This window comes from Nonomuraea corallina (genome assembly GCF_027620315.1).
GTDB lineage: Bacteria > Actinomycetota > Actinomycetes > Streptosporangiales > Streptosporangiaceae > Nonomuraea > Nonomuraea corallina.
Genome location: NZ_JAPNNL010000164.1, coordinates 1 through 16,628 on the forward strand (window position 1 = coordinate 1; position 16,628 = coordinate 16,628).

15 protein-coding genes and 1 pseudogene are annotated in these 16,628 nt (G+C 73.2%); 8 read left to right on the plus strand and 8 right to left on the minus strand.

Annotation, left to right across the window (positions count from 1 at the left end; translation table 11 throughout):
* Window positions 1-469: pseudogene (locus OUY22_RS29455) on the minus strand (PucR family transcriptional regulator); the annotation flags it as partial.
* Window positions 470-545: 76 nt separating this feature from the next.
* On the opposite strand from OUY22_RS29455, the gene OUY22_RS29460 reads away from it, so the two are divergent.
* Together OUY22_RS29460 and pruA are read left to right on the plus strand one after the other, a co-directional pair.
* Window positions 546-1,463 carry a proline dehydrogenase family protein gene (locus OUY22_RS29460; protein WP_270158461.1) on the plus strand — a complete coding sequence of 306 codons (918 nt, stop codon included), beginning with the start codon at window positions 546-548 and terminating at the stop codon, window positions 1,461-1,463.
* A gap of 2 nt (window positions 1,464-1,465) precedes the next feature.
* On the plus strand, window positions 1,466-3,091 hold the full coding sequence (gene pruA, locus OUY22_RS29465) for an L-glutamate gamma-semialdehyde dehydrogenase (RefSeq protein WP_270158462.1): 1,626 nt from the start codon (window positions 1,466-1,468) through the stop codon (window positions 3,089-3,091).
* A gap of 110 nt (window positions 3,092-3,201) precedes the next feature.
* On the opposite strand, the gene OUY22_RS29470 is transcribed toward pruA, so the two are convergent.
* Together OUY22_RS29470 and OUY22_RS29475 are read right to left on the minus strand one after the other, a co-directional pair.
* Window positions 3,202-3,987 (minus strand): HAD family hydrolase, encoded by a 786-nt coding sequence (locus OUY22_RS29470; protein WP_270158463.1) that lies wholly within the window; start codon window positions 3,985-3,987, stop codon window positions 3,202-3,204.
* Window positions 3,988-4,016: 29 nt separating this feature from the next.
* Window positions 4,017-6,440: a glycoside hydrolase family 65 protein gene (locus OUY22_RS29475; protein ID WP_270158464.1), complete on the minus strand. Its 2,424-nt coding sequence runs from the start codon at window positions 6,438-6,440 to the stop codon at window positions 4,017-4,019.
* A 112-nt stretch (window positions 6,441-6,552) separates the two neighbouring features.
* Between OUY22_RS29475 and OUY22_RS29480 the strand changes: the two genes are divergently transcribed.
* Complete coding sequence (locus tag OUY22_RS29480; protein ID WP_270158465.1) at window positions 6,553-8,037, plus strand: hypothetical protein; 1,485 nt, start codon at window positions 6,553-6,555, stop codon at window positions 8,035-8,037.
* A 65-nt stretch (window positions 8,038-8,102) separates the two neighbouring features.
* Here OUY22_RS29480 and OUY22_RS29485 read toward each other — a convergent pair whose 3' ends face one another.
* The 3 genes from OUY22_RS29485 to OUY22_RS29495 form a co-directional block, all read right to left on the minus strand.
* On the minus strand, window positions 8,103-8,993 hold the full coding sequence (locus OUY22_RS29485) for a siderophore-interacting protein (protein WP_270158466.1): 891 nt from the start codon (window positions 8,991-8,993) through the stop codon (window positions 8,103-8,105).
* Window positions 8,994-9,068: 75 nt separating this feature from the next.
* Window positions 9,069-9,770: a DUF4142 domain-containing protein gene (locus OUY22_RS29490; RefSeq protein ID WP_270158467.1), complete on the minus strand. Its 702-nt coding sequence runs from the start codon at window positions 9,768-9,770 to the stop codon at window positions 9,069-9,071.
* Between the two features lie 106 nt (window positions 9,771-9,876).
* Window positions 9,877-10,479: a helix-turn-helix domain-containing protein gene (locus tag OUY22_RS29495; protein ID WP_270158468.1), complete on the minus strand. Its 603-nt coding sequence runs from the start codon at window positions 10,477-10,479 to the stop codon at window positions 9,877-9,879.
* Between the two features lie 67 nt (window positions 10,480-10,546).
* Between OUY22_RS29495 and OUY22_RS29500 the strand changes: the two genes are divergently transcribed.
* Both OUY22_RS29500 and OUY22_RS29505 read left to right on the plus strand, forming a co-directional pair.
* Entirely contained in the window at window positions 10,547-11,791 is a 1,245-nt protein-coding gene (locus OUY22_RS29500) for an MFS transporter (RefSeq protein ID WP_270158469.1), read from the plus strand.
* A 56-nt stretch (window positions 11,792-11,847) separates the two neighbouring features.
* Entirely contained in the window at window positions 11,848-12,657 is an 810-nt protein-coding gene (locus tag OUY22_RS29505) for a serine/threonine-protein kinase (RefSeq protein WP_270158470.1), read from the plus strand.
* Between the two features lie 67 nt (window positions 12,658-12,724).
* Here the strand turns inward: OUY22_RS29505 and OUY22_RS29510 are convergent, their stop codons facing one another.
* Window positions 12,725-13,507: a lysophospholipid acyltransferase family protein gene (locus OUY22_RS29510; protein WP_270158471.1), complete on the minus strand. Its 783-nt coding sequence runs from the start codon at window positions 13,505-13,507 to the stop codon at window positions 12,725-12,727.
* Window positions 13,508-13,593: 86 nt separating this feature from the next.
* On the opposite strand from OUY22_RS29510, the gene dhaK reads away from it, so the two are divergent.
* Genes dhaK through OUY22_RS29525 form a run of 3 tightly spaced genes read left to right on the plus strand, consistent with a single transcriptional unit; the run spans window position 13,594 to window position 15,577 of the window.
* A complete protein-coding gene (gene dhaK, locus OUY22_RS29515; RefSeq protein ID WP_270158472.1) occupies window positions 13,594-14,574 on the plus strand; it encodes a dihydroxyacetone kinase subunit DhaK in 981 nt (326 codons plus the stop codon).
* Window positions 14,574-15,203: a dihydroxyacetone kinase subunit DhaL gene (dhaL, locus tag OUY22_RS29520; protein ID WP_270158473.1), complete on the plus strand. Its 630-nt coding sequence runs from the start codon at window positions 14,574-14,576 to the stop codon at window positions 15,201-15,203. The genes dhaK and dhaL overlap by 1 nt, the downstream gene beginning before the upstream one ends.
* Window positions 15,203-15,577, plus strand: a complete 375-nt coding sequence (locus tag OUY22_RS29525; protein WP_270158474.1) for a PTS-dependent dihydroxyacetone kinase phosphotransferase subunit DhaM — start codon at window positions 15,203-15,205, stop codon at window positions 15,575-15,577. Before dhaL ends, OUY22_RS29525 begins: the two co-directional genes overlap by 1 nt.
* Here OUY22_RS29525 and OUY22_RS29530 read toward each other — a convergent pair.
* Window positions 15,578-16,628, minus strand: a 1,051-nt coding sequence (locus OUY22_RS29530) for a thiamine pyrophosphate-binding protein (protein WP_270158475.1), incomplete at its 5' end; no start/stop codon positions are given.

The following is a 16,628-nucleotide window of genomic DNA, read 5'->3' on the forward strand; positions in this document are numbered from 1 at the left end:
CGGCGGCCCGCTCCTCCGGGGCGGGCGACAGCAGCGCGTCGAGGCGCCGGCCGAGGTCCTGCCTGCTCCTGGCCTCCCGGGCGAGCGCGGCGGCGGCCCGGGCCACGAGCGGGGCGACGCGGCCCAGCCTGGCGTCGGTGAGGCTGCCGGAGTCGAGCAGCCACAGGTAGCCGTAGGTGACCTCGCCGTGGCGCAGCGGCCAGCAGATCCTGGCCAGCACCTTGAGCCCTTCGTCGGCGGGGATGCGGACCGGGCCGTGGGCCCGCGCGATGCCGTAGCGTTCGAAGTAGTCGCGCACCTCCGGGGAGGCGCGCCGGCGCAGGATGGACTCCTGGCGCACGGTGTCGATGTCGCCGTGCTGCGCGCCGTACGCGAGCAGGCGGAAGGAGCGGTCCTCCAGCGTCGCCGAGGCGCCGAGCAGGCCCGCGATCTCGTCGACGATGTCCTGCAGATCAGCGGTGTTGTGCATGTGTATGACAGCCTGCCACATCTGGCGTTACTCGCGTCCATAGCACTGGCTGACCTGCGGTTTTAGGCTGGAAAGCATGTTGGGACACGTACTGCTCGCCGCATCGGGGAGCCGGCTGGTGCGCCGGTCCGTGTCGGGCTTCCCGCTCACCCGCAGGGTCGTCGACCGGTTCGTCGCCGGCGAGAGCGTGCCGGAGGCGCGCGAGGCGATCCTCCGGCTGCGCGAAGCCGGGCTGTCCGTCACGGTCGACCATCTCGGCGAGGAGACCCGCGACGCGGGCGACGCCACGGCCATCACGAAGGCGTACCTCACGCTGCTGGAGGAGCTGGGGCCGCTGGAGCTGGGAGGCGCCGCCGAGGTGTCGGTGAAGCTGTCGGCGGTCGGGCAGGCGCTCGACGAGGACCTGGCACTGGAGAACGCGCGGGCCATCTGCGCCGGCGCCGCGGCGGCGGGCGCCACCGTCACGCTCGACATGGAGGACCACACCACGGTCGACTCCACCCTGCGGATCCTGCGCGAGCTGCGCCGCGACCACCCGTCGACGGGCGTGGCCGTCCAGGCCTACCTGTACCGCAGCGAGGACGACTGCCGCGCGCTCGCGCACGAGGGGTCGCGGGTGCGGCTGGTCAAGGGCGCCTACCGGGAGCCCGCCTCGGTCGCCCACCAGGGCAAGGCCGCCGTGGACAAGGCGTACGTGCGATGCCTGCGCATCCTCATGGAGGGGCAGGGGTATCCCATGGTGGCGACCCACGACGACCGGCTGATCTCCATCACGGAGCTGCTCGCCGACCGCCACGGTCGCTCCCGGGGCGACTACGAGTACCAGATGCTGTACGGGATCCGCACGGACCGGCAGGAGGCCCTGGCCGGAGCCGGTCACACGGTCCGCGTCTACGTCCCCTACGGCGACGACTGGTACGGCTACTTCATGCGCCGCCTGGCGGAGCGCCCGGCCAACGTCGCCTTCTTCCTTCGTGCCCTTGGAGGCAAGTGATCATGGATGCCATCAGCAACGTCCCGGCCCCGGCCAACGAGACGGTCCTCGGGTACGCTCCCGGCAGCGCGGAGCGGACCGCCCTGGAGGCCCGGATCAAGGAGCTGGCCGGCGCCTCGCTCGACCTGACCATGACGATCGGCGGTGACCAGCGGCTCGGCGGCGGCGCCCCGATCGACGTGGTCCAGCCGCACAACAAGAGCGCCGTGCTGGGCCGTACCCGGGAGGCGGGCGCGCAGGACGTGCGCGCGGCGATCGACGCGGCGCTGGCCGCCGCGCCGGCCTGGCGCGCGCTGCCGTTCGACGAGCGGGCGGCGATCTTCCTCAAGGCCGCCGACCTGCTGGCGGGGCCGTGGCGGGCGACGCTGAACGCGGCCACCGTGCTCGGCCAGTCCAAGTCGGCCCAGCAGGCCGAGATCGACGCGGCCTGCGAGCTGATCGACTTCCTGCGGTTCAACGTGGCCTACGCCCGGCAGATCTACGCCGACCAGCCGATCTCGTCGCCCGGCGTGTGGAACCGGATGGAGTACCGCCCGCTCGAGGGCTTCGTGCTGGCGATCACGCCGTTCAACTTCACCGCGATCGCCGGCAACCTGCCGACCTCGGCCGCGCTGATGGGCAACGTGGTGGTGTGGAAGCCGTCGCCGACGCAGCAGTTCGCGGCCCACTTCACGATGCGGCTGCTGGAGGAGGCCGGGCTGCCGCCGGGCGTCATCAACCTGGTGACCGGCTACGGCGAGGCCGTCTCGGAGGTGGCGCTCACCCACCCCGACCTGGCCGGCATCCACTTCACCGGCTCGACGGCGACGTTCCAGCACCTGTGGCGCACCGTCGGCGAGAACATCGCCTCCTACCGCGGCTACCCGCGCCTGGTCGGCGAGACCGGCGGCAAGGACTTCGTGCTGGCCCACCCGTCGGCCGACCCGGCGGTGCTGTCGACGGCGCTGATCAGGGGCGCCTTCGAGTACCAGGGCCAGAAGTGCTCGGCGGCGTCGCGGGCGTACGTGCCGCGCTCGCTGTGGAGCCGGATGCGCGACGACTTCGTGGCCGTGGCCGAGTCGCTGACCGTGGGCGACGTGGCGTCGGACCTGTCGACGTTCATGGGCGCGGTCATCGACGACCGGGCCTTCGCCAAGCACAAGGCGGCCATCGACCGGGCCCGCGCGTCCTCGGGGATCGACGTGCTGACGGGCTCGTACGACGACTCCACCGGCTATTTCGTGAAGCCGACCGTCCTGGAGTGCGCCGACCCGACCGACGAGATCTTCATCAAGGAGTACTTCGGGCCGATCCTGGGCGTGCACGTCTACGACGACGCCGACTTCGACACCGTGCTCGACCAGATGGAGGGCGTGAGCCCGTACGCGCTGACCGGCGCGTTCATCGCCCAGGACCGGTACGCGATCAGGGCGGCGTCGGAGCGGCTCCGCTTCGCGGCGGGCAACTTCTACGTCAACGACAAGCCGACCGGGGCGGTCGTGGGCCAGCAGCCGTTCGGCGGTGGCCGCGCCTCGGGCACCAACGACAAGGCGGGCTCGCTGTACAACCTGGTCAGGTGGGTGAGCGCCCGCGCGATCAAGGAGACGTTCGCCCCGCCGACCGACCACCGTTACCCGCACATGGGCTGACGGTCCGATCCGTCCCGCGCCCTCGGTCTCCACGCGAACCGGGGGCGCGGGCGCCTCAACCGGCGGTCAACCGGCGGTCAGGCGGCGGTCAGGCGGCGGTCAGGCGGCGGTCAGGGGGCACGGCGGTCGAGCCGGTGCTCGGCCAGGGCGCCCAGGTCCACCTCGTCGAGGCTGGTGACGACGAGGTCGGCGTGGGCGTCGGCGAGCATTCGCTGGTCGTCCGCGCGGGCCACCCCGAGCCCCGCCATCCCGCCGGCCTTGGCGGCCTGGACGCCGCTGACCGCGTCCTCGACCACGAAACAGTCCTCAGGCGGCACGTGCAGCTCGGCCGCCGCGGTGACGAAGATCTCCGGGTCGGGCTTGCCGTGCGCGAAGTCGCGGCCGGACAGGTCGGCGTCGAAGAAGCCGGCGAGCGTCTGGCCCGGCTGGATGAAGTCGTAGGCCAGGCCCTGCTCGGCCGCGAACGTGTCGAGCCGGATCCGCCCGAGGAACAGGCCGGCGTTCTTGGACGAGGACGCCACCGCCGCCGGGACGCCCGCCCCGTGGACGGCCAGCGCGAACCTGAGCGCGTCCGGGTAGGCGGTGAACTCCCCCGCTTCGATCAGCCGGATGACCAGCCGCTGCTTGTGCTCGGCGTACGTCTCGACCCGGTCCTCGGCGTCCGGCACGTCGAAGTACCGCAGCGCGGCCAGCGCGCCGCTCATCCGCGGCTTGCCCGACAGGACCCGCTGGTAGACCTCCGGCGTGAACCGGTCGTCCGACCAGCTGCTGCGCTCGCGGATGCCGGCCCACTCCCCCTCCATCAGCTCGCGCAGCGCCTCCTTCCAGGCGCGCTGATGCGGCGAGTCCACGAGCACGCCGTCGACGTCGAAGATCGCCCCTTTGAATCCCGTCATGGGCATGGCGCGCCCCTCTCTCGGATCTGTCACCGGCCGGAGGCGGTCCCGGGGACGCCTCCGGGGATCGCGAAGACGCAGGTGCCTCCCGGGGTCAGCTCGCGGACGTCGTCGCCCACACCCACGTGCAGCGGGCCGCGGAACCCCTCCGCCTGGGCCGACAGGATGAGCTTGTCCCCCTCGACGGCCAGCCGGAGCGTGGTGCCCCGGAAGCGCATGCAGAACGTGACGCCGTCGAGCCGGTCGACCAGGCGGGGCGCCACCCTCAGCACGTCGCCGGTGATGCTGGTGCCGACGTAGCTGCGCTGCAGCAGGTCGAGGGTCCCGGACATGACGCCCATGTGGATGCCCTCCTTGGTGGTGCCGCCCTGCACGTCGTTGACGTCGCTCTCCAGCGCCACCAGGTAGCGTTCCCACGAGCTCTCCGGGTCGACGCCGGCCAGCACCCCCGCGTAGGTGACGAAGCTGAGCGTCGAGCCGTGGGTGGTGCGCTCGTCGTAGTACTCGATCGTCCGCCTGGCCAGGTCGCGGTCGTAGTCGTAGCCGAGCCGGCCGAACAGCTCGCTCAGCTCCTCCTCGTCGAAGAGGAAGAACAGCATGACCGCGTCCGCCTGCTTGGACATCTTGTAGCGGTTGGGGTCCCTGCCCTCGGCCCTGAGGATCCGGTCCATGCGCTGGACGTTGCGGTAGCGGTCCCGGTAGCCGGCCCAGTCGAGCTCCTCCAGGCCCGCGTAGCCCTCGAACTGGCTGATCACGCCGTCGTGAAACGGGACGCACATGCGGCGGCTCATGTGCCGCCAGGTCTCCAGCTCCTCGTCGGTCACCTGGAGGTGGCGGCGGATCATCGCGGCGCGGCTGCTGGGCAGCAGGTCGAGCACCTTGGGCGCGGTGTGGGCGATCCAGGCCGCCATGACGTTGGTGTAGGCGTTGTTGCGCAGGCCGGGCTCCTCGGAGTCCGGGTAGCGCTCGTGGAACTCGTCGGGGCCCATCACGCCGTGGATCTCGTACCGTCCGGTCTCCGGGTCGAGGTGCGCGATCGACGCCCAGAAACGGGCGATCTCCAGCATCAGCTCGGCGCCGTAGTCGCGCAGGAACTCCAGGTCGTCGGTGGCCTGGAAGTACCGCCACACGTTGTAGAAGATCGCCGCGTTGACGTGCCGCTGCCGGTGGCTGAGATCCGGGTCCCACTGGCCGGACAGCGGGTTGAGGTGCACCCGCTGGGTCTCCTCGGTGCCGTCGCTGCCGCTCTGCCAGGGGAACATGGCGCCCCGGTGGCCGGCCTCGGCCGCCGCGGCGCGGGCCTCGGTCAGGCGCCGGTGCCGGTACAGCAGCAAGGACCGGGTGATCTCGGGAAGGCGCAGGTTGAGGAACGGGTAGACGTACATCTCGTCCCAGAAGACGTGCCCCCGGTACGCCTCGCCGTTGAGGCCGCGGGCGGGGACCCCGGCGTCGTGCCGGGCGGTGTGGCGGGAGCAGACCTGCAGCACGTGCGAGATGTGCAGGCGCAGCAGCACCTGGGCGCGCGGCTCGCGGGGCAGCCGCACGTCGCAGCTGTCCCACAGCTCGGTCCAGGCCGAGTCGTGCTCGTCCAGCGCCCCGGCGAAGTCGGGATAGCGCAGCACGTGCCGGCCGGCGGCGGCCAGCGGCTCGGTGATGGCGTTGTCGTGCGAGGTGAAGACGGAGACGAGCTTCTCGACCCGGCTCGGCCGGCCCTCCTCGACGTCGAAGCTGAGCACCTGCTGGATGTAGTCCTGCATCTGGTGCAGCCGCCGCTCGGTCTCTGCCGGGCGGTCGCCGTGGAAGGCGCGGGTGCGGGCGGCCTGGGCGATGTAGATGTCGGACTGGCGGGTCTTCACCTTGAGCGCGATCACCTCGGGGCCGAACGTGCGCGGCGACACCGGGTCCAGGTGGCGCCCCTCCAGCTCGCGGTAGCGGGCCACGATCTGGTTGGTCATCCGGCCGTCCAGGGCGGTGACCACCTCGACCCGGCCCGACCAGTTCTCCGGCGTGAGCGTCCACTCGATCGCGGCCTGGTGGCTGTGCGCCATGCTGACGAACCGGCGGCTGCGCAGGCTCGTCACGCGCCCGGCCTCGTCGCGGAAGCGCAGGTAGCGCTCCACCAGGGCGAGGCGGACGTCGTAGGAGTGCCGGTAGTCGAGCACCTCCACGTTCCCGAACCGGACCGCCGGCTCCCCCTCGACGCGGAGCTTCAGCGGCAGCCAGTTCGGCAGGTTGACCAGGTCCTCGTTGAGCACCGGATGACCGTCGAAGATCGTGGTCTCCCGGTTGTAGCCGCCGTGGGTGTACGTGCCCGGGTAGTGGATCTCCCCGAAGTCCTCCCATTCGGCCGTGCCCCGGGTGCAGAAGTAGCCGTTCCCGGTCGAGGTGATCGCCTCGCGCAACTGCTCGGCCTCGGGGTCGAAGTGGTCGTACGTGAGTGTGAAGCCTTCCATGGCGCCCCCCGCGCGCTACCGGCTTCTCATTCGGCTACCCCTCTATCGCACGGGCAACCCTGCTGCTAGAGTCCATGATCTTCTGCTTCCCGCTGTCGGAAGGCCGCCTCCGGTGTCTGACCTGTCGCGGCAGCGGCCGTACGCGGTGTTCTGGTGGGCGCTGGCCGCCGGGGCGTTCGTCTGGGAGTTCGTCCGGCCGCTGCTGTCTCCTCCGAAGAGGATCATGTGCGCCGTCCGGGCGCCGGTCGCCGTGCCCGAACGGCGCCGCACGGCCGCCGACGTGGCCGAGTACGCCGGGGTGCTGCTGGTCGACGCGGGGCCGTTCCTGCTGGCCGGGCTGATGGTGCTGGCCGTACGGCACGGCGCGCACACGCGGGCGGCGGGGCTGGCGCTCGGGGTGCTGCTGGCGCCGGAGGCGCTGTTCGTCCTGGAGGAGTCGCTGCGCCCGCCGGCCGAGCCGACGCCCGGCTGCCTACCGGAGCCGTCGCCCTACCGTCCTTTCCTGGTCGCCCTCCACTGGATCACCTCGCCCGCGGCACTGGTCGTCCTGGCCGGGATCGCGGGGGCGAGGACACGGCCGGACCGGGGGTCGCTGTGGCGGCTCGCGGCGGCCGTGGCGGCGGTGCTGGCCGCGGTGCCGCTGCTCCCCCTGGTGCCGCCGCTGGCGGACCGGTTGGCCGGGCCGGCGCTGAGCGCGTACGGCACGCCGCGGTACGCGCTCGCCGGAGGTGGCTTCGCCCATGTCCTCGACCTGGACCAGGGCCGGGTGGAGCCCGCCGAGCTCTACGTCGGCCGGCGGGTGGCGGTCGTCCAGGCGCTGGCGCCGGCGGGTGAGCCGGGGCACTACTACGCGAGCGTGGTCAGCCACGGCGAGGCCTGGGCGACCCACTACTCGCCGCGCGGCTCGACCTCCCGCCTGCACCGGCTGAGGGTGAACGCCCAAGGCGACGTCGAGCTCGGCGAGCCCGTGTCCGGCAGGATGAGGGGAATCGTCCACGACCTCGCCGTGTCACCCCGCGGCCGGATCGCCTACGTCCGCAACGCCCACGTCGCCGGGGACGACAAGCAGTTCACCGGGGTGCTCGGGCCCCGGCGGGAATGGCAGGTCCAGGGACACTCCCTCTACTGGCTGGACGAGCACCGGCTCGCCCTGCCCGGCGAGCCCCAGGTGGCCGGCCTCCAGACCGCTCTGGACACCCGCCTGCCCCCGGGAGACCGGCGTGCCCTGGGCCGGGCCGTCGCGCCCCGGGACGGGTGGAACACCCACGTCCTCCCCCTTCCCGACGGGCGCACGCTCCGCGCCTCCGGGCGCTCGGTCGCGATCTTCGACGGGGCGGCGCCGGTGCGGACCGTGCTCACGCTGACCTGCGGCGAGGTGGACGGCATGGCCCTGGCTCCGGGCGGGCGGCACGTGCTGGTACGCGGGTACGACGCGAGCACCATGCCCCATCCCATGACCGGCGAGACACCCACCCCGGACCCCGCCAAGGCGCCGTGCGGCGTGACCATGTACGAGCTGATCCGCGCCGATCTCGACGCCGGGTCGCACACGGTCGTCTGGCGCGGCGACAGCGCCGGGGGCGACCTGGCCTGGTGACCGGACCGGACGCTCAGACCGGGCGCTCAGACCGGGCGCTCAGACCGGGCGCTCAGGTCGAGCGCTCAGGCGGCCCAGTCCTCGGAGCGGCCCAGGCGCCAGTAGCCCATGAAGGCCACCGCGCGCCGGTCCATGCCGCACTCGGCCACCAGGTGCCGCCGGAGCTTCCTGATCACCGCCGCCTCGCCCGCCAGCCACGCGTACAGCGGGCCTGACGGCGCCTCCGGCACCTCCCACAGCGCGGCGGCGTCGACGTCCACGTCCTGGAAGTCGTCCGGCGCGGGCAGCGGGGGCAGCAGCCGCCGGGCCGCCTCGCGCACCGCCGGGACGAGGTGGGCGCCGTGCGGCGCGCCGTCCCTGGCCAGCCAGGTGACCTTGACCGCGCTGCCGGTCTCCGACGGCAGGAAGTCGCCCCGGGTGGCGACCTCGACGAACGCCTCGCCCGTGGCGCCGGCGGGCAGCCGTTCCAGGATGGAGCAGATGGCGGGCGCGGCGGTCTCGTCGCCGGCGATCAGCACCGCCCCGGTGCCCTGCGGGGGACGGAACTCCAGGCCCGACGGCGGGCCCTCGTAGCGGCCGTCCGGCCCGATGATCACAAGTTCGTCCCCCACCTCGGCCGCGCACGCCCACCGCGACATCGGGCCGGCGTCGCCGTGCAGCACGATGTCCACCTCCAGCTCGCGCGCCTCGGGGCGGGCGCGGCGGACGGTGTAGGTGCGCATCGGGTTGCGGTCCTGGTCGGGCATGGCCCGCCACTGCCCGTACCAGTCGGAGCCCTGGGGCAGCCGGCTCAGGCCGTGCGACGGCACCGGCAGGATGAGCTTGACGCGCTGGTCGTAGCCGTTGTCGGCGAAGTGCCGCAGGTCGTCGCCGGTGAACGTGACGCGCAGGAACGACGGGCTCAGCCGGTCCAGCCTGCCGACGCGGACGCCGAACATGCGGAAGGGCTCGATCATGGGCGGCTCTCCTCGAATAAGTCAGGTTAGGCAAACCTAACCCGACCCGTCCCTTTTTGGAAAGCCGGGTACGGATCACACCTCCGGCGGGTCAGGGAACGCCTCAGGCCCGGCCAGCCCGGTGCTCTCCAGCAGCCGCTGATGGTTCAGCACGGCCGCGTTGCAGGTCTCCGCGAACGTGCGCACCAGGGTGTTCTGCGTGCTGCCGCGCACCTGCCCGATGAGACCGAAGATCTGCCCGTGCGCCAGCCGCAGCCACTTCACGTACGTCACGTCGTAGTCCCGGCCCGATCTGCCGGAGATGTCGGCCATCCATCGCTGCTGGTCCTCGGTGGGCCGCACCGGCAGCCGCACGTCCAGCTTCTGGGCCAGGTCGCGGGCCTTCTCGTCGAGGTCGTGGTGCTGGGCGGAGATCTCACGGCTGATCTCCCGTACGCGCGCGCTGTCTCCGCGCTGGATCGCCTCCTGGGCGATCGTCATCTCCCACAGCGTGGCGAGGCGGACCTTCCTGATCAGGTCCTGGTCGGCCGCGGACAGCGGCCCCCACTTCGTCGCCCGGGCGCCGCCCTCCCCCGGTTCCGCGTCCCCCTGGCCGGTCAGGCTGGTCGCGGGCGGCGCCATCAGCTCCTCCGGGATGTCCGTCGGCACCGCGTCGGCCGGCCGCGCCGTGTCGGCCGGCTGCGGCGCGGCGGGAGCCGTGCAGGCCGTGCCGGCGGCGACGCTCGCGAGGCAGGCCGCGGCGAGAGCGAGACGGCGCCGTCCCTGTCGAGATCGCACGTGCCGTCAACCCCTTCCGGATCCTCGAACCGGCCGTCTTGAGGCTCGGTCACCTTGAGGTACGCGGGGCGCCCCCGAGATGTTCACCCGGCGACGGCACCAGGTCTCACGGCTCCGGGTCCCGGTCCGCCCGCACCGGGAAGACGTCGAAGTGCACGACGACGTGGCCGAACCCTGGGTCCGCCGCCGACGCGGGGAGCCGGGAGTCCGACAGGGCGCGATAGTCCTCCAGCACCGCGAAGACCGCGTCCCGCATCGCCGTCGTCTCCTCCGGCGTCAGGCGCAGCGCGCGGCGGCCGAGGCCGCTCGCCCGCACCCACTCCTGCGGCGTGTCCCGCTCCTCCTCACGCCAGCGGGACAGTTCGGCGCCGCGCTGCCGGACCAGGTCGTCCAGGAGGAACTCCAGCGCCCGGGCCGCCTCCGGGTCCGGGTCGGCGTCCCCGTAGGAGAAGCCGCCCGGCGTCACCCGCCAGTACTTCTCCTTGCCCCGGCCCATCCCCGGCACGACCTCGATCATCCGGTGTCTGGCCAGCTCGCGCAGGTGGTAGCTGGTGGCGCCGGTGTTCTCCCCGACGAGGCCGGCGAGCTGGGTGGCGGTGGCGGGGCCGCGCTCCTCCAGCAGTTCGTACAGGCGCAGCCGGAGGGGGTGGGCGAAGGACTTGAGCGCGCCCGGGTCGAGGGTCCTGGCGGAATAGCTCTTGCGATCCACAGCGTGCAAACCTAACTTTGCAAAGGAATCCATGCACAGTTCTCTTTACACACTAACGGAGCCCGCCTTGGCGCGTCTCGGCCGATCGTTCGGCTTCCTGTTGTCGTCCACCGCGCTGTCCAACCTCGCCGACGGCGTGCTGAAGGTCGGCGCGCCGCTGATGGCGGTCTCGTTCACCCGCTCCCCCGCCCTGGTGGCCCTCGCGGGGGCGGCGGCGTCGCTGCCGTGGCTGCTGCTCGCCCTGCCCGCCGGCGCGCTCGTCGACCGGCTGGACCGGCGGCGGATCATGGTGGTGGCGAACGCCGCGCGCGTCGCGGTGCTCGCCGCCGCGACGGCGCTGGCCGCGCTCGGCCTGATGAACCTGTGGCTGCTGCTGGCCGCCGTGGTCCTGGCGTGCGCGTCCGAGGTGTTCGCCGACACCTCGGCCCAGGCCGTGCTGCCGATGACCGTGCCCGATGCCGGCCTCACCCGGGCCAACGGCCGCGTCGTCGGCGCCCAGATCCTCGGCAACGACTTCGCCGGGGCGCCGCTCGCGGGCCTGCTCGTCACGGCCCTGCCCGCCGCCGTGCTGGGCGCGCCGGGGATCCTGTACGGGGCCGCCGGGCTGCTCCTGCTGGGCATGCGCGGCCGCTTCCGGCCCTCTCGGGAGGCGCCGCGGCCGGTGGCACGGGAGATCGCCGAGTCGCTGCGCTACCTGTGGTCGCACCCGTTCCTGCGCACCCTGGCCCTGGTGGCGGGGGTGCTCAACACGGCCGGGGCCGCGTACTTCGGGGTGCTGGTGCTCTGGGTGGTGGGCGAGGGCTCGGCGATGGGGCTGACGCCGAGCGGCTACGGCCTCATGCTGACCGTGTTCGCCGTCGGGGCCCTGGCCGGCTCGATGGTGGCGGGACGGGCCGGCCGGCTGGCCGGGGACGCGCCCGCCTTCGTCGCGCTCTGGGCGGTCGTCGCCCTGCTGCACCTGGTCCCGGTCCTGCTGCCGGTCCCCTGGCTGCTGTACGCGACTGCGGCCGGCTGGGGCGTGGCCGGGGCCGCGGCGAACGTGCTCGTGATCACCAGCCGGCAACGGATCATCCCCGGCGAACTCCTCGGCCGGGTCAACGCCGCCTACCGGCTGATCGGGATGGGCGGCATGCCCCTGGGCGCGGCGCTGGGCGGGCTCGCCGGAGAGGCGGCCGGGCTGCCCGCGGTGTTCCTCGGGTCGGCGGCGGTCCAGTTGCTCGCGGTCTACTGGATAGGCCGGGTCGTATTCTCGCCGAATTCCCGGCGGGTGACCAGCGGCGTTACCATTCCCGACATATCCGGATCACGTTAGGGACCCACAAGGCCGCGCTGAGATGACATGATTACCCCTGTCAATGAGGGGATGGTATGCGGGAGATCGGCGGACGGTACCTCCTGAACGAGGAGGCCGGTCGTGGGGGCATGGGCGTCGTCTGGCGCGCGTTCGACCGGCTGCTCCACCGAGAGGTGGCGCTGAAGGAGCTGACGCTCACCGGCGAGGCCGAGATGGTGCGCCGGCGCGTGCTGCGCGAGGCGCGGATGGCCGCCCGGCTGACCCACCCGAACATCGTCACGGTCCACGACCTCATCGAGGAGGGCGGCAAGCTCTGGATCGTGATGGAGTACCTCGACGGGCTCTCCATGCACCAGCTGCTCTCCCAGGTGGGCACGCTCCCCGCGCAGTCGGTGGCCGCGATCGGCCGTCACCTGCTGGCCGCGCTGCGCACCGCGCACCAGGCCGGGGTGCTCCACCGTGACGTGAAGCCGGCCAACGTCATGCTGACCGGCGACCGGGTGGTGCTGACCGACTTCGGCATCGCCACCGCCGAGGGCGACATCCGCAAGACCACGACCTCCAGGCGGCTGCGCGGCACCCCCGCGTTCATGGCCCCCGAGCGGCTCTACGGCGGCCCGGCCAGCAAGGAGGCCGACATGTGGTCGTTCGGCGCCACGCTCTACAGCGCCATCGAGGGGCAGCCGCCCTACCCGGGCCAGGACGCCGCGACCGTGCTCGGCATGGCGCGCAGCGGGCCGTTCCCGCCGCCGCGCCGGGCCGGGGTCATGCGCCCCCTCATCGAAGGGCTGCTCCACCACGACCCGGCCCGCCGCTACTCGCTGACGCAGACGGAGACGGTGCTGGCGGGCATGCGCGCCGGCGCCTACCAGGCGGCCATCTAGCTCGTACGGGACGCCAGGCGTCCGTCCGGCGCGGCCCCCGCCGGAGTCGCAGGACGCCGCCGCGCCCTCAGGCGCCTGCCGCCTCCTCGCGGGAGTCGCCGGCCGCCGCCTTCTTCGCGCGGGCCTCGGCCTCGGCCGCGTCCATCGCCGCCGCCTCCTCCGGGGTGGGCGCGGTGCCGCCGAGGTGCGCGGGCTGCCACCACACGCCCTGCGGGATCTCCGGGTAGGTGCGCTGCGCCCGGTCGACCAGCTCCGACAGCCGCGCGTGCAGGGCCTCGGTGTGGGCGTTGACGTCCTCGCCGCGCTTCGGGTGGATGGGCTCGCCCACCAGGATCGTGATCGGCACGTGGCGCTGGAGGATGTGCCGCTTCCTGCCCTTGGTCCACAGCCGCTGCGTGCCCCACAGCCCGACCGGGATGAGCGGGACGTTGGTCGCCTGCGCCATCCGGATCGCGCCGTTCTTGATGTCCTTGACCGTGAACGAACGGCTGATCGTGGCCTCGGCGAACACCCCGACCACCTCGCCGGCCTTGAGCATCCGCAGCGCGGTCGCGTACGAGCCCGCGCCCGCGCCCCGGTCGACCGGGATGTGCTTCATACCGCGCATCAGCGGACCGGACACGGGGTGGTCGAACACGTCCTGCTTGGCCATGAACCGCACCAGCCGCTTGGCCGGCAGCGCCGCGTACCCGGCGAAGATGAAGTCGAGGTAGCTGATGTGGTTGCTCACCAGGACGGCGCCGCCGGTCTTCGGCACGTGCTCGGTGCCCTCCAGGTGGAAGCGGTAGTCCAGCACGCGAAACAAGGTCCGCGCGGCGGCGACCACCGGCGGGTACACGATCTCGGCCATGTGCAGAAGGTAGCCTACTCCGCCTGATGCTCGCCCCTCGGCGTCCGGGGCTTGCCGCCGAGGGAAAACGGGCAGATGTTCTGACCATGAAGAAGCTCATCAACACGGCCGGGTCCGTGGTCGAGGACGCGCTCGCCGGGCTGGCCGCGGCGCATCCCTCGCTGCGGGTCCGCGACCGCGTGGTCTACCGGGCGGAGGGTCCCCGCCCCGGCAAGGTGGGCCTGGTCTCCGGCGGCGGATCGGGGCACGAGCCGCTGCACGCCGCCTTCGTGGGCCACGGCATGCTCGACGCCGCCTGCCCCGGTGAGATCTTCACCTCCCCCGTGCCCGACCAGATCGTCGAGGCCACCAGGGCGGTCGACGGCGGCGCGGGCGTGCTGCACGTCGTCAAGAACTACACCGGCGACGTGCTGAACTTCGAGATGGCCGCCGAGCTGTGCGACGACGTCCGGGTGGAGAGCGTGCTGGTCGACGACGACGTGGCGGTGCGGGACTCCCTCTACACGGCGGGCCGTCGCGGCACCGGGGCGACCCTGTTCGTGGAGAAGATCGCCGGGGCGCTGGCCGAGCAGGACGCCCCGCTGGAGGAGGTGGCCCGCGCGGCCCGTGAGGTCGACGAGCGCAGCCGCTCCTTCGGCGTCGCCCTGACCTCCTGCGTGACGCCCGCGGCCGGCAAGCCCACCTTCGACCTGCCGGACGACCAGGTGGAGCTGGGCATCGGCATCCACGGCGAGCCCGGCAGGTCGCGCGCGCCGATGGCCACCGCGCGTGAGCTGGCCGCCACCGCCATGGAGGCGATCCACGCCGACCTGCCGCTCCGGGGCGACCTGCTGGTCCTGGTCAACGGCATGGGCGGCACCCCGCTGATCGAGCTGTACGTGGTGTTCGCCGAGGTCGACGCGTTCGTCCGGGGCAAGGGCGCAAGGGTGGCGCGCTCGCTGGTCGGCGACTACGTGACGAGCCTCGACATGCAGGGCTTCTCGGTGACGGTCTGCCGCCTGGACGACGACCTGACCCGGCTGTGGGACGCCCCGGTCGAGACCCCCGGCCTGCGGTGGGGGCGCTGATGTCCGGGATGCTGGGCACCGACTTCTTCCTCGCCTGGATGACGCTGGCGGCCGGGACGGTCCGGCTGCACCGCGACCGGCTCACCGGCCTGGACGCCGCGATCGGCGACGCCGACCACGGCGCCAACCTCGACCGCGGCTTCACCGAGGTGGGCAAGGCGCTGACCGAGTGGCCGCCGACCTCGCCCGCGCAGGTGCTGGTGTCCGCGGGCACGACGCTGATCCGCCGGGTGGGCGGCGCCTCCGGCCCGCTGTACGGGTCGTTCTTCCGGCAGCTGGGCAAGTCCCTGGACGTGCCGGCGACGCCGGCCGGGTTCGCGGCGGCGTTCGCGTCGGGGGTGCTGGCGGTGGAGCGGCTGGGCAAGGCCGCCCAGGGCGACAAGACCATGATCGACGCCCTGGCTCCGGCCGCCCGCGCGCTGACGCAGGCCGTACAGGAAGGCGCCGACGAGCGCAAGGCGTTCGAACGGGCGGCGCGCGCGGCCGAGGAGGGCGCGAAGGCGACGATCCCGCTGCGCGCCCGCAAGGGCCGCGCGAGCTATCTGGGCGAGCGGAGCATCGGCCACGAGGACCCAGGGGCGGCGTCCTCGGCGTTGATCGTGGCGTCACTGGCGGAGGCGGCGGCGTAATGGTGGGCCTGGTCCTCGTCTCCCACAGCGCGGGGCTGGCCGCGGCGGCGGTGGAGCTGACCCGCGGCATCGCCGGCCGCGAGACCCCGGTCGCGGCGGCCGGCGGCGACGACGACGGCGGGCTCGGCGTCAGCATGGACCGCATCGAGGCGGCGGTGCGCGAGGTCGACCAGGGCGACGGCGTGCTGCTCATCCCCGACCTGGGCAGCGCGGTGCTCACCGCCCGCCTGATGGAGCAGCCGGGCCGGGTCGTGCTGGCGGACGTGCCGTTCGTCGAAGGCGCGATCGCGGCGGCCGTCGCGGCCGGCGGCGGGGCCGCGCTGGCGGGGGTGCTGTCCGCCGCCGAGGAGGCCCGCACCTACCGCAAGCTCTGACTAGTGGCCCTTGAACGCCTCCTCCAGCCACCAGGCGGGGCGCTCGCCGGTGACCTTGGCGTGCACCAGCAGAGGCCGGTCGCGCGGGCCCTCGATCCAGTCGGCCACGCCCGCCAGGTCGTCCGCCCTGGTGACGGTCACGGCCGCGAACCCGTACCCGCGCGCGATGGCGGCCAGGTCGGCGGGCGGGAACCGGACCGTCTCCAGAGGATGGCCGTGCGGGCCGAAGTGGTGCACCTCCGCGCCGTAGGCCTCGTCGTCGTAGACCACGACCACCATGGGCAGCCCGAGCCTGACGACGGTCTCCAGCTCGGCGATGCCCATGAACGCGCCGCCGTCGCCGAGGGCCGCGACCGGCAGCCGGTCGGGCCGGGCCACGGCGGCGCCGATGGCGGTCGCGAGCCCGAGCCCGATCGCCTGGAACGCCTGGGTGAAGCAGAACCCCTGCTCGTCGGGCACGTCCAGGAACATCGCCGGGTAGCCCATGAAGTTGCCGGAGTCGGTCGCCACGATCCGCTCGGCGGGCAGCAGGTCGTCGAGCCCGGCGGTGAGGGTGCGGGGGTCGATGCGGCCGCCGCCGCTCTCGTCCTGGTACGGGACCGCGCGCCAGCGGCCCTCGGCCCGGATGCGCCCGGCCAGCTCCGGCGAGCGGTAACCGGCCCGCGCGGCCCCCGGGCCCGTGAGCGCCCGGGCGACCTCGGCCACGTCGCCGACGACGCCGAGGTCGGCGTGCACGTGCCGGCCGGTGACGTCCCGGTCCAGGTCCACCTGGGCGACCTTCGCGCCGGGGCCGATCAGCGAGCCGTGGCGGGTGGTCCACATGTTGAGCGCGCAGCCCCAGCCCACCACCAGGTCGGCCCCGCGGATCAGCTCGGCGGCGAGCGGCGTGGCGAATCCGCCGCTCACGTCGAGGTCCCAGGGGCTGCCGCGGAACAGTCCCTTGGCCACGGCCGAGGTGGCCAGCAGGGCTCCGGTCCGCTCGGCCAGCTCCTCCAGCTCACGCCGGGCGTGACGGGCGCCGCGCCCGGCGACGAACACCGGCCGGGCCGCC

What these genes read in the sequence shown, in the direction of transcription:
- OUY22_RS29525 (WP_270158474.1), top strand. Translation starts at nt 15,203, where the DNA reads ATGGTGGGCCTGGTCCTCGTCTCCCACAGCGCGGGGCTGGCCGCGGCG.
- OUY22_RS29460 (WP_270158461.1), top strand. Translation starts at nt 546, where the DNA reads ATGTTGGGACACGTACTGCTCGCCGCATCGGGGAGCCGGCTGGTGCGC.
- OUY22_RS29470 (WP_270158463.1), bottom strand. Translation starts at nt 3,987, where the DNA reads ATGACGGGATTCAAAGGGGCGATCTTCGACGTCGACGGCGTGCTCGTG.
- dhaL (WP_270158473.1), top strand. Translation starts at nt 14,574, where the DNA reads ATGTCCGGGATGCTGGGCACCGACTTCTTCCTCGCCTGGATGACGCTG.
- OUY22_RS29485 (WP_270158466.1), bottom strand. Translation starts at nt 8,993, where the DNA reads ATGATCGAGCCCTTCCGCATGTTCGGCGTCCGCGTCGGCAGGCTGGAC.
- OUY22_RS29510 (WP_270158471.1), bottom strand. Translation starts at nt 13,507, where the DNA reads ATGGCCGAGATCGTGTACCCGCCGGTGGTCGCCGCCGCGCGGACCTTG.
- dhaK (WP_270158472.1), top strand. Translation starts at nt 13,594, where the DNA reads ATGAAGAAGCTCATCAACACGGCCGGGTCCGTGGTCGAGGACGCGCTC.
- OUY22_RS29505 (WP_270158470.1), top strand. Translation starts at nt 11,848, where the DNA reads ATGCGGGAGATCGGCGGACGGTACCTCCTGAACGAGGAGGCCGGTCGT.
- pruA (WP_270158462.1), top strand. Translation starts at nt 1,466, where the DNA reads ATGGATGCCATCAGCAACGTCCCGGCCCCGGCCAACGAGACGGTCCTC.
- OUY22_RS29475 (WP_270158464.1), bottom strand. Translation starts at nt 6,440, where the DNA reads ATGGAAGGCTTCACACTCACGTACGACCACTTCGACCCCGAGGCCGAG.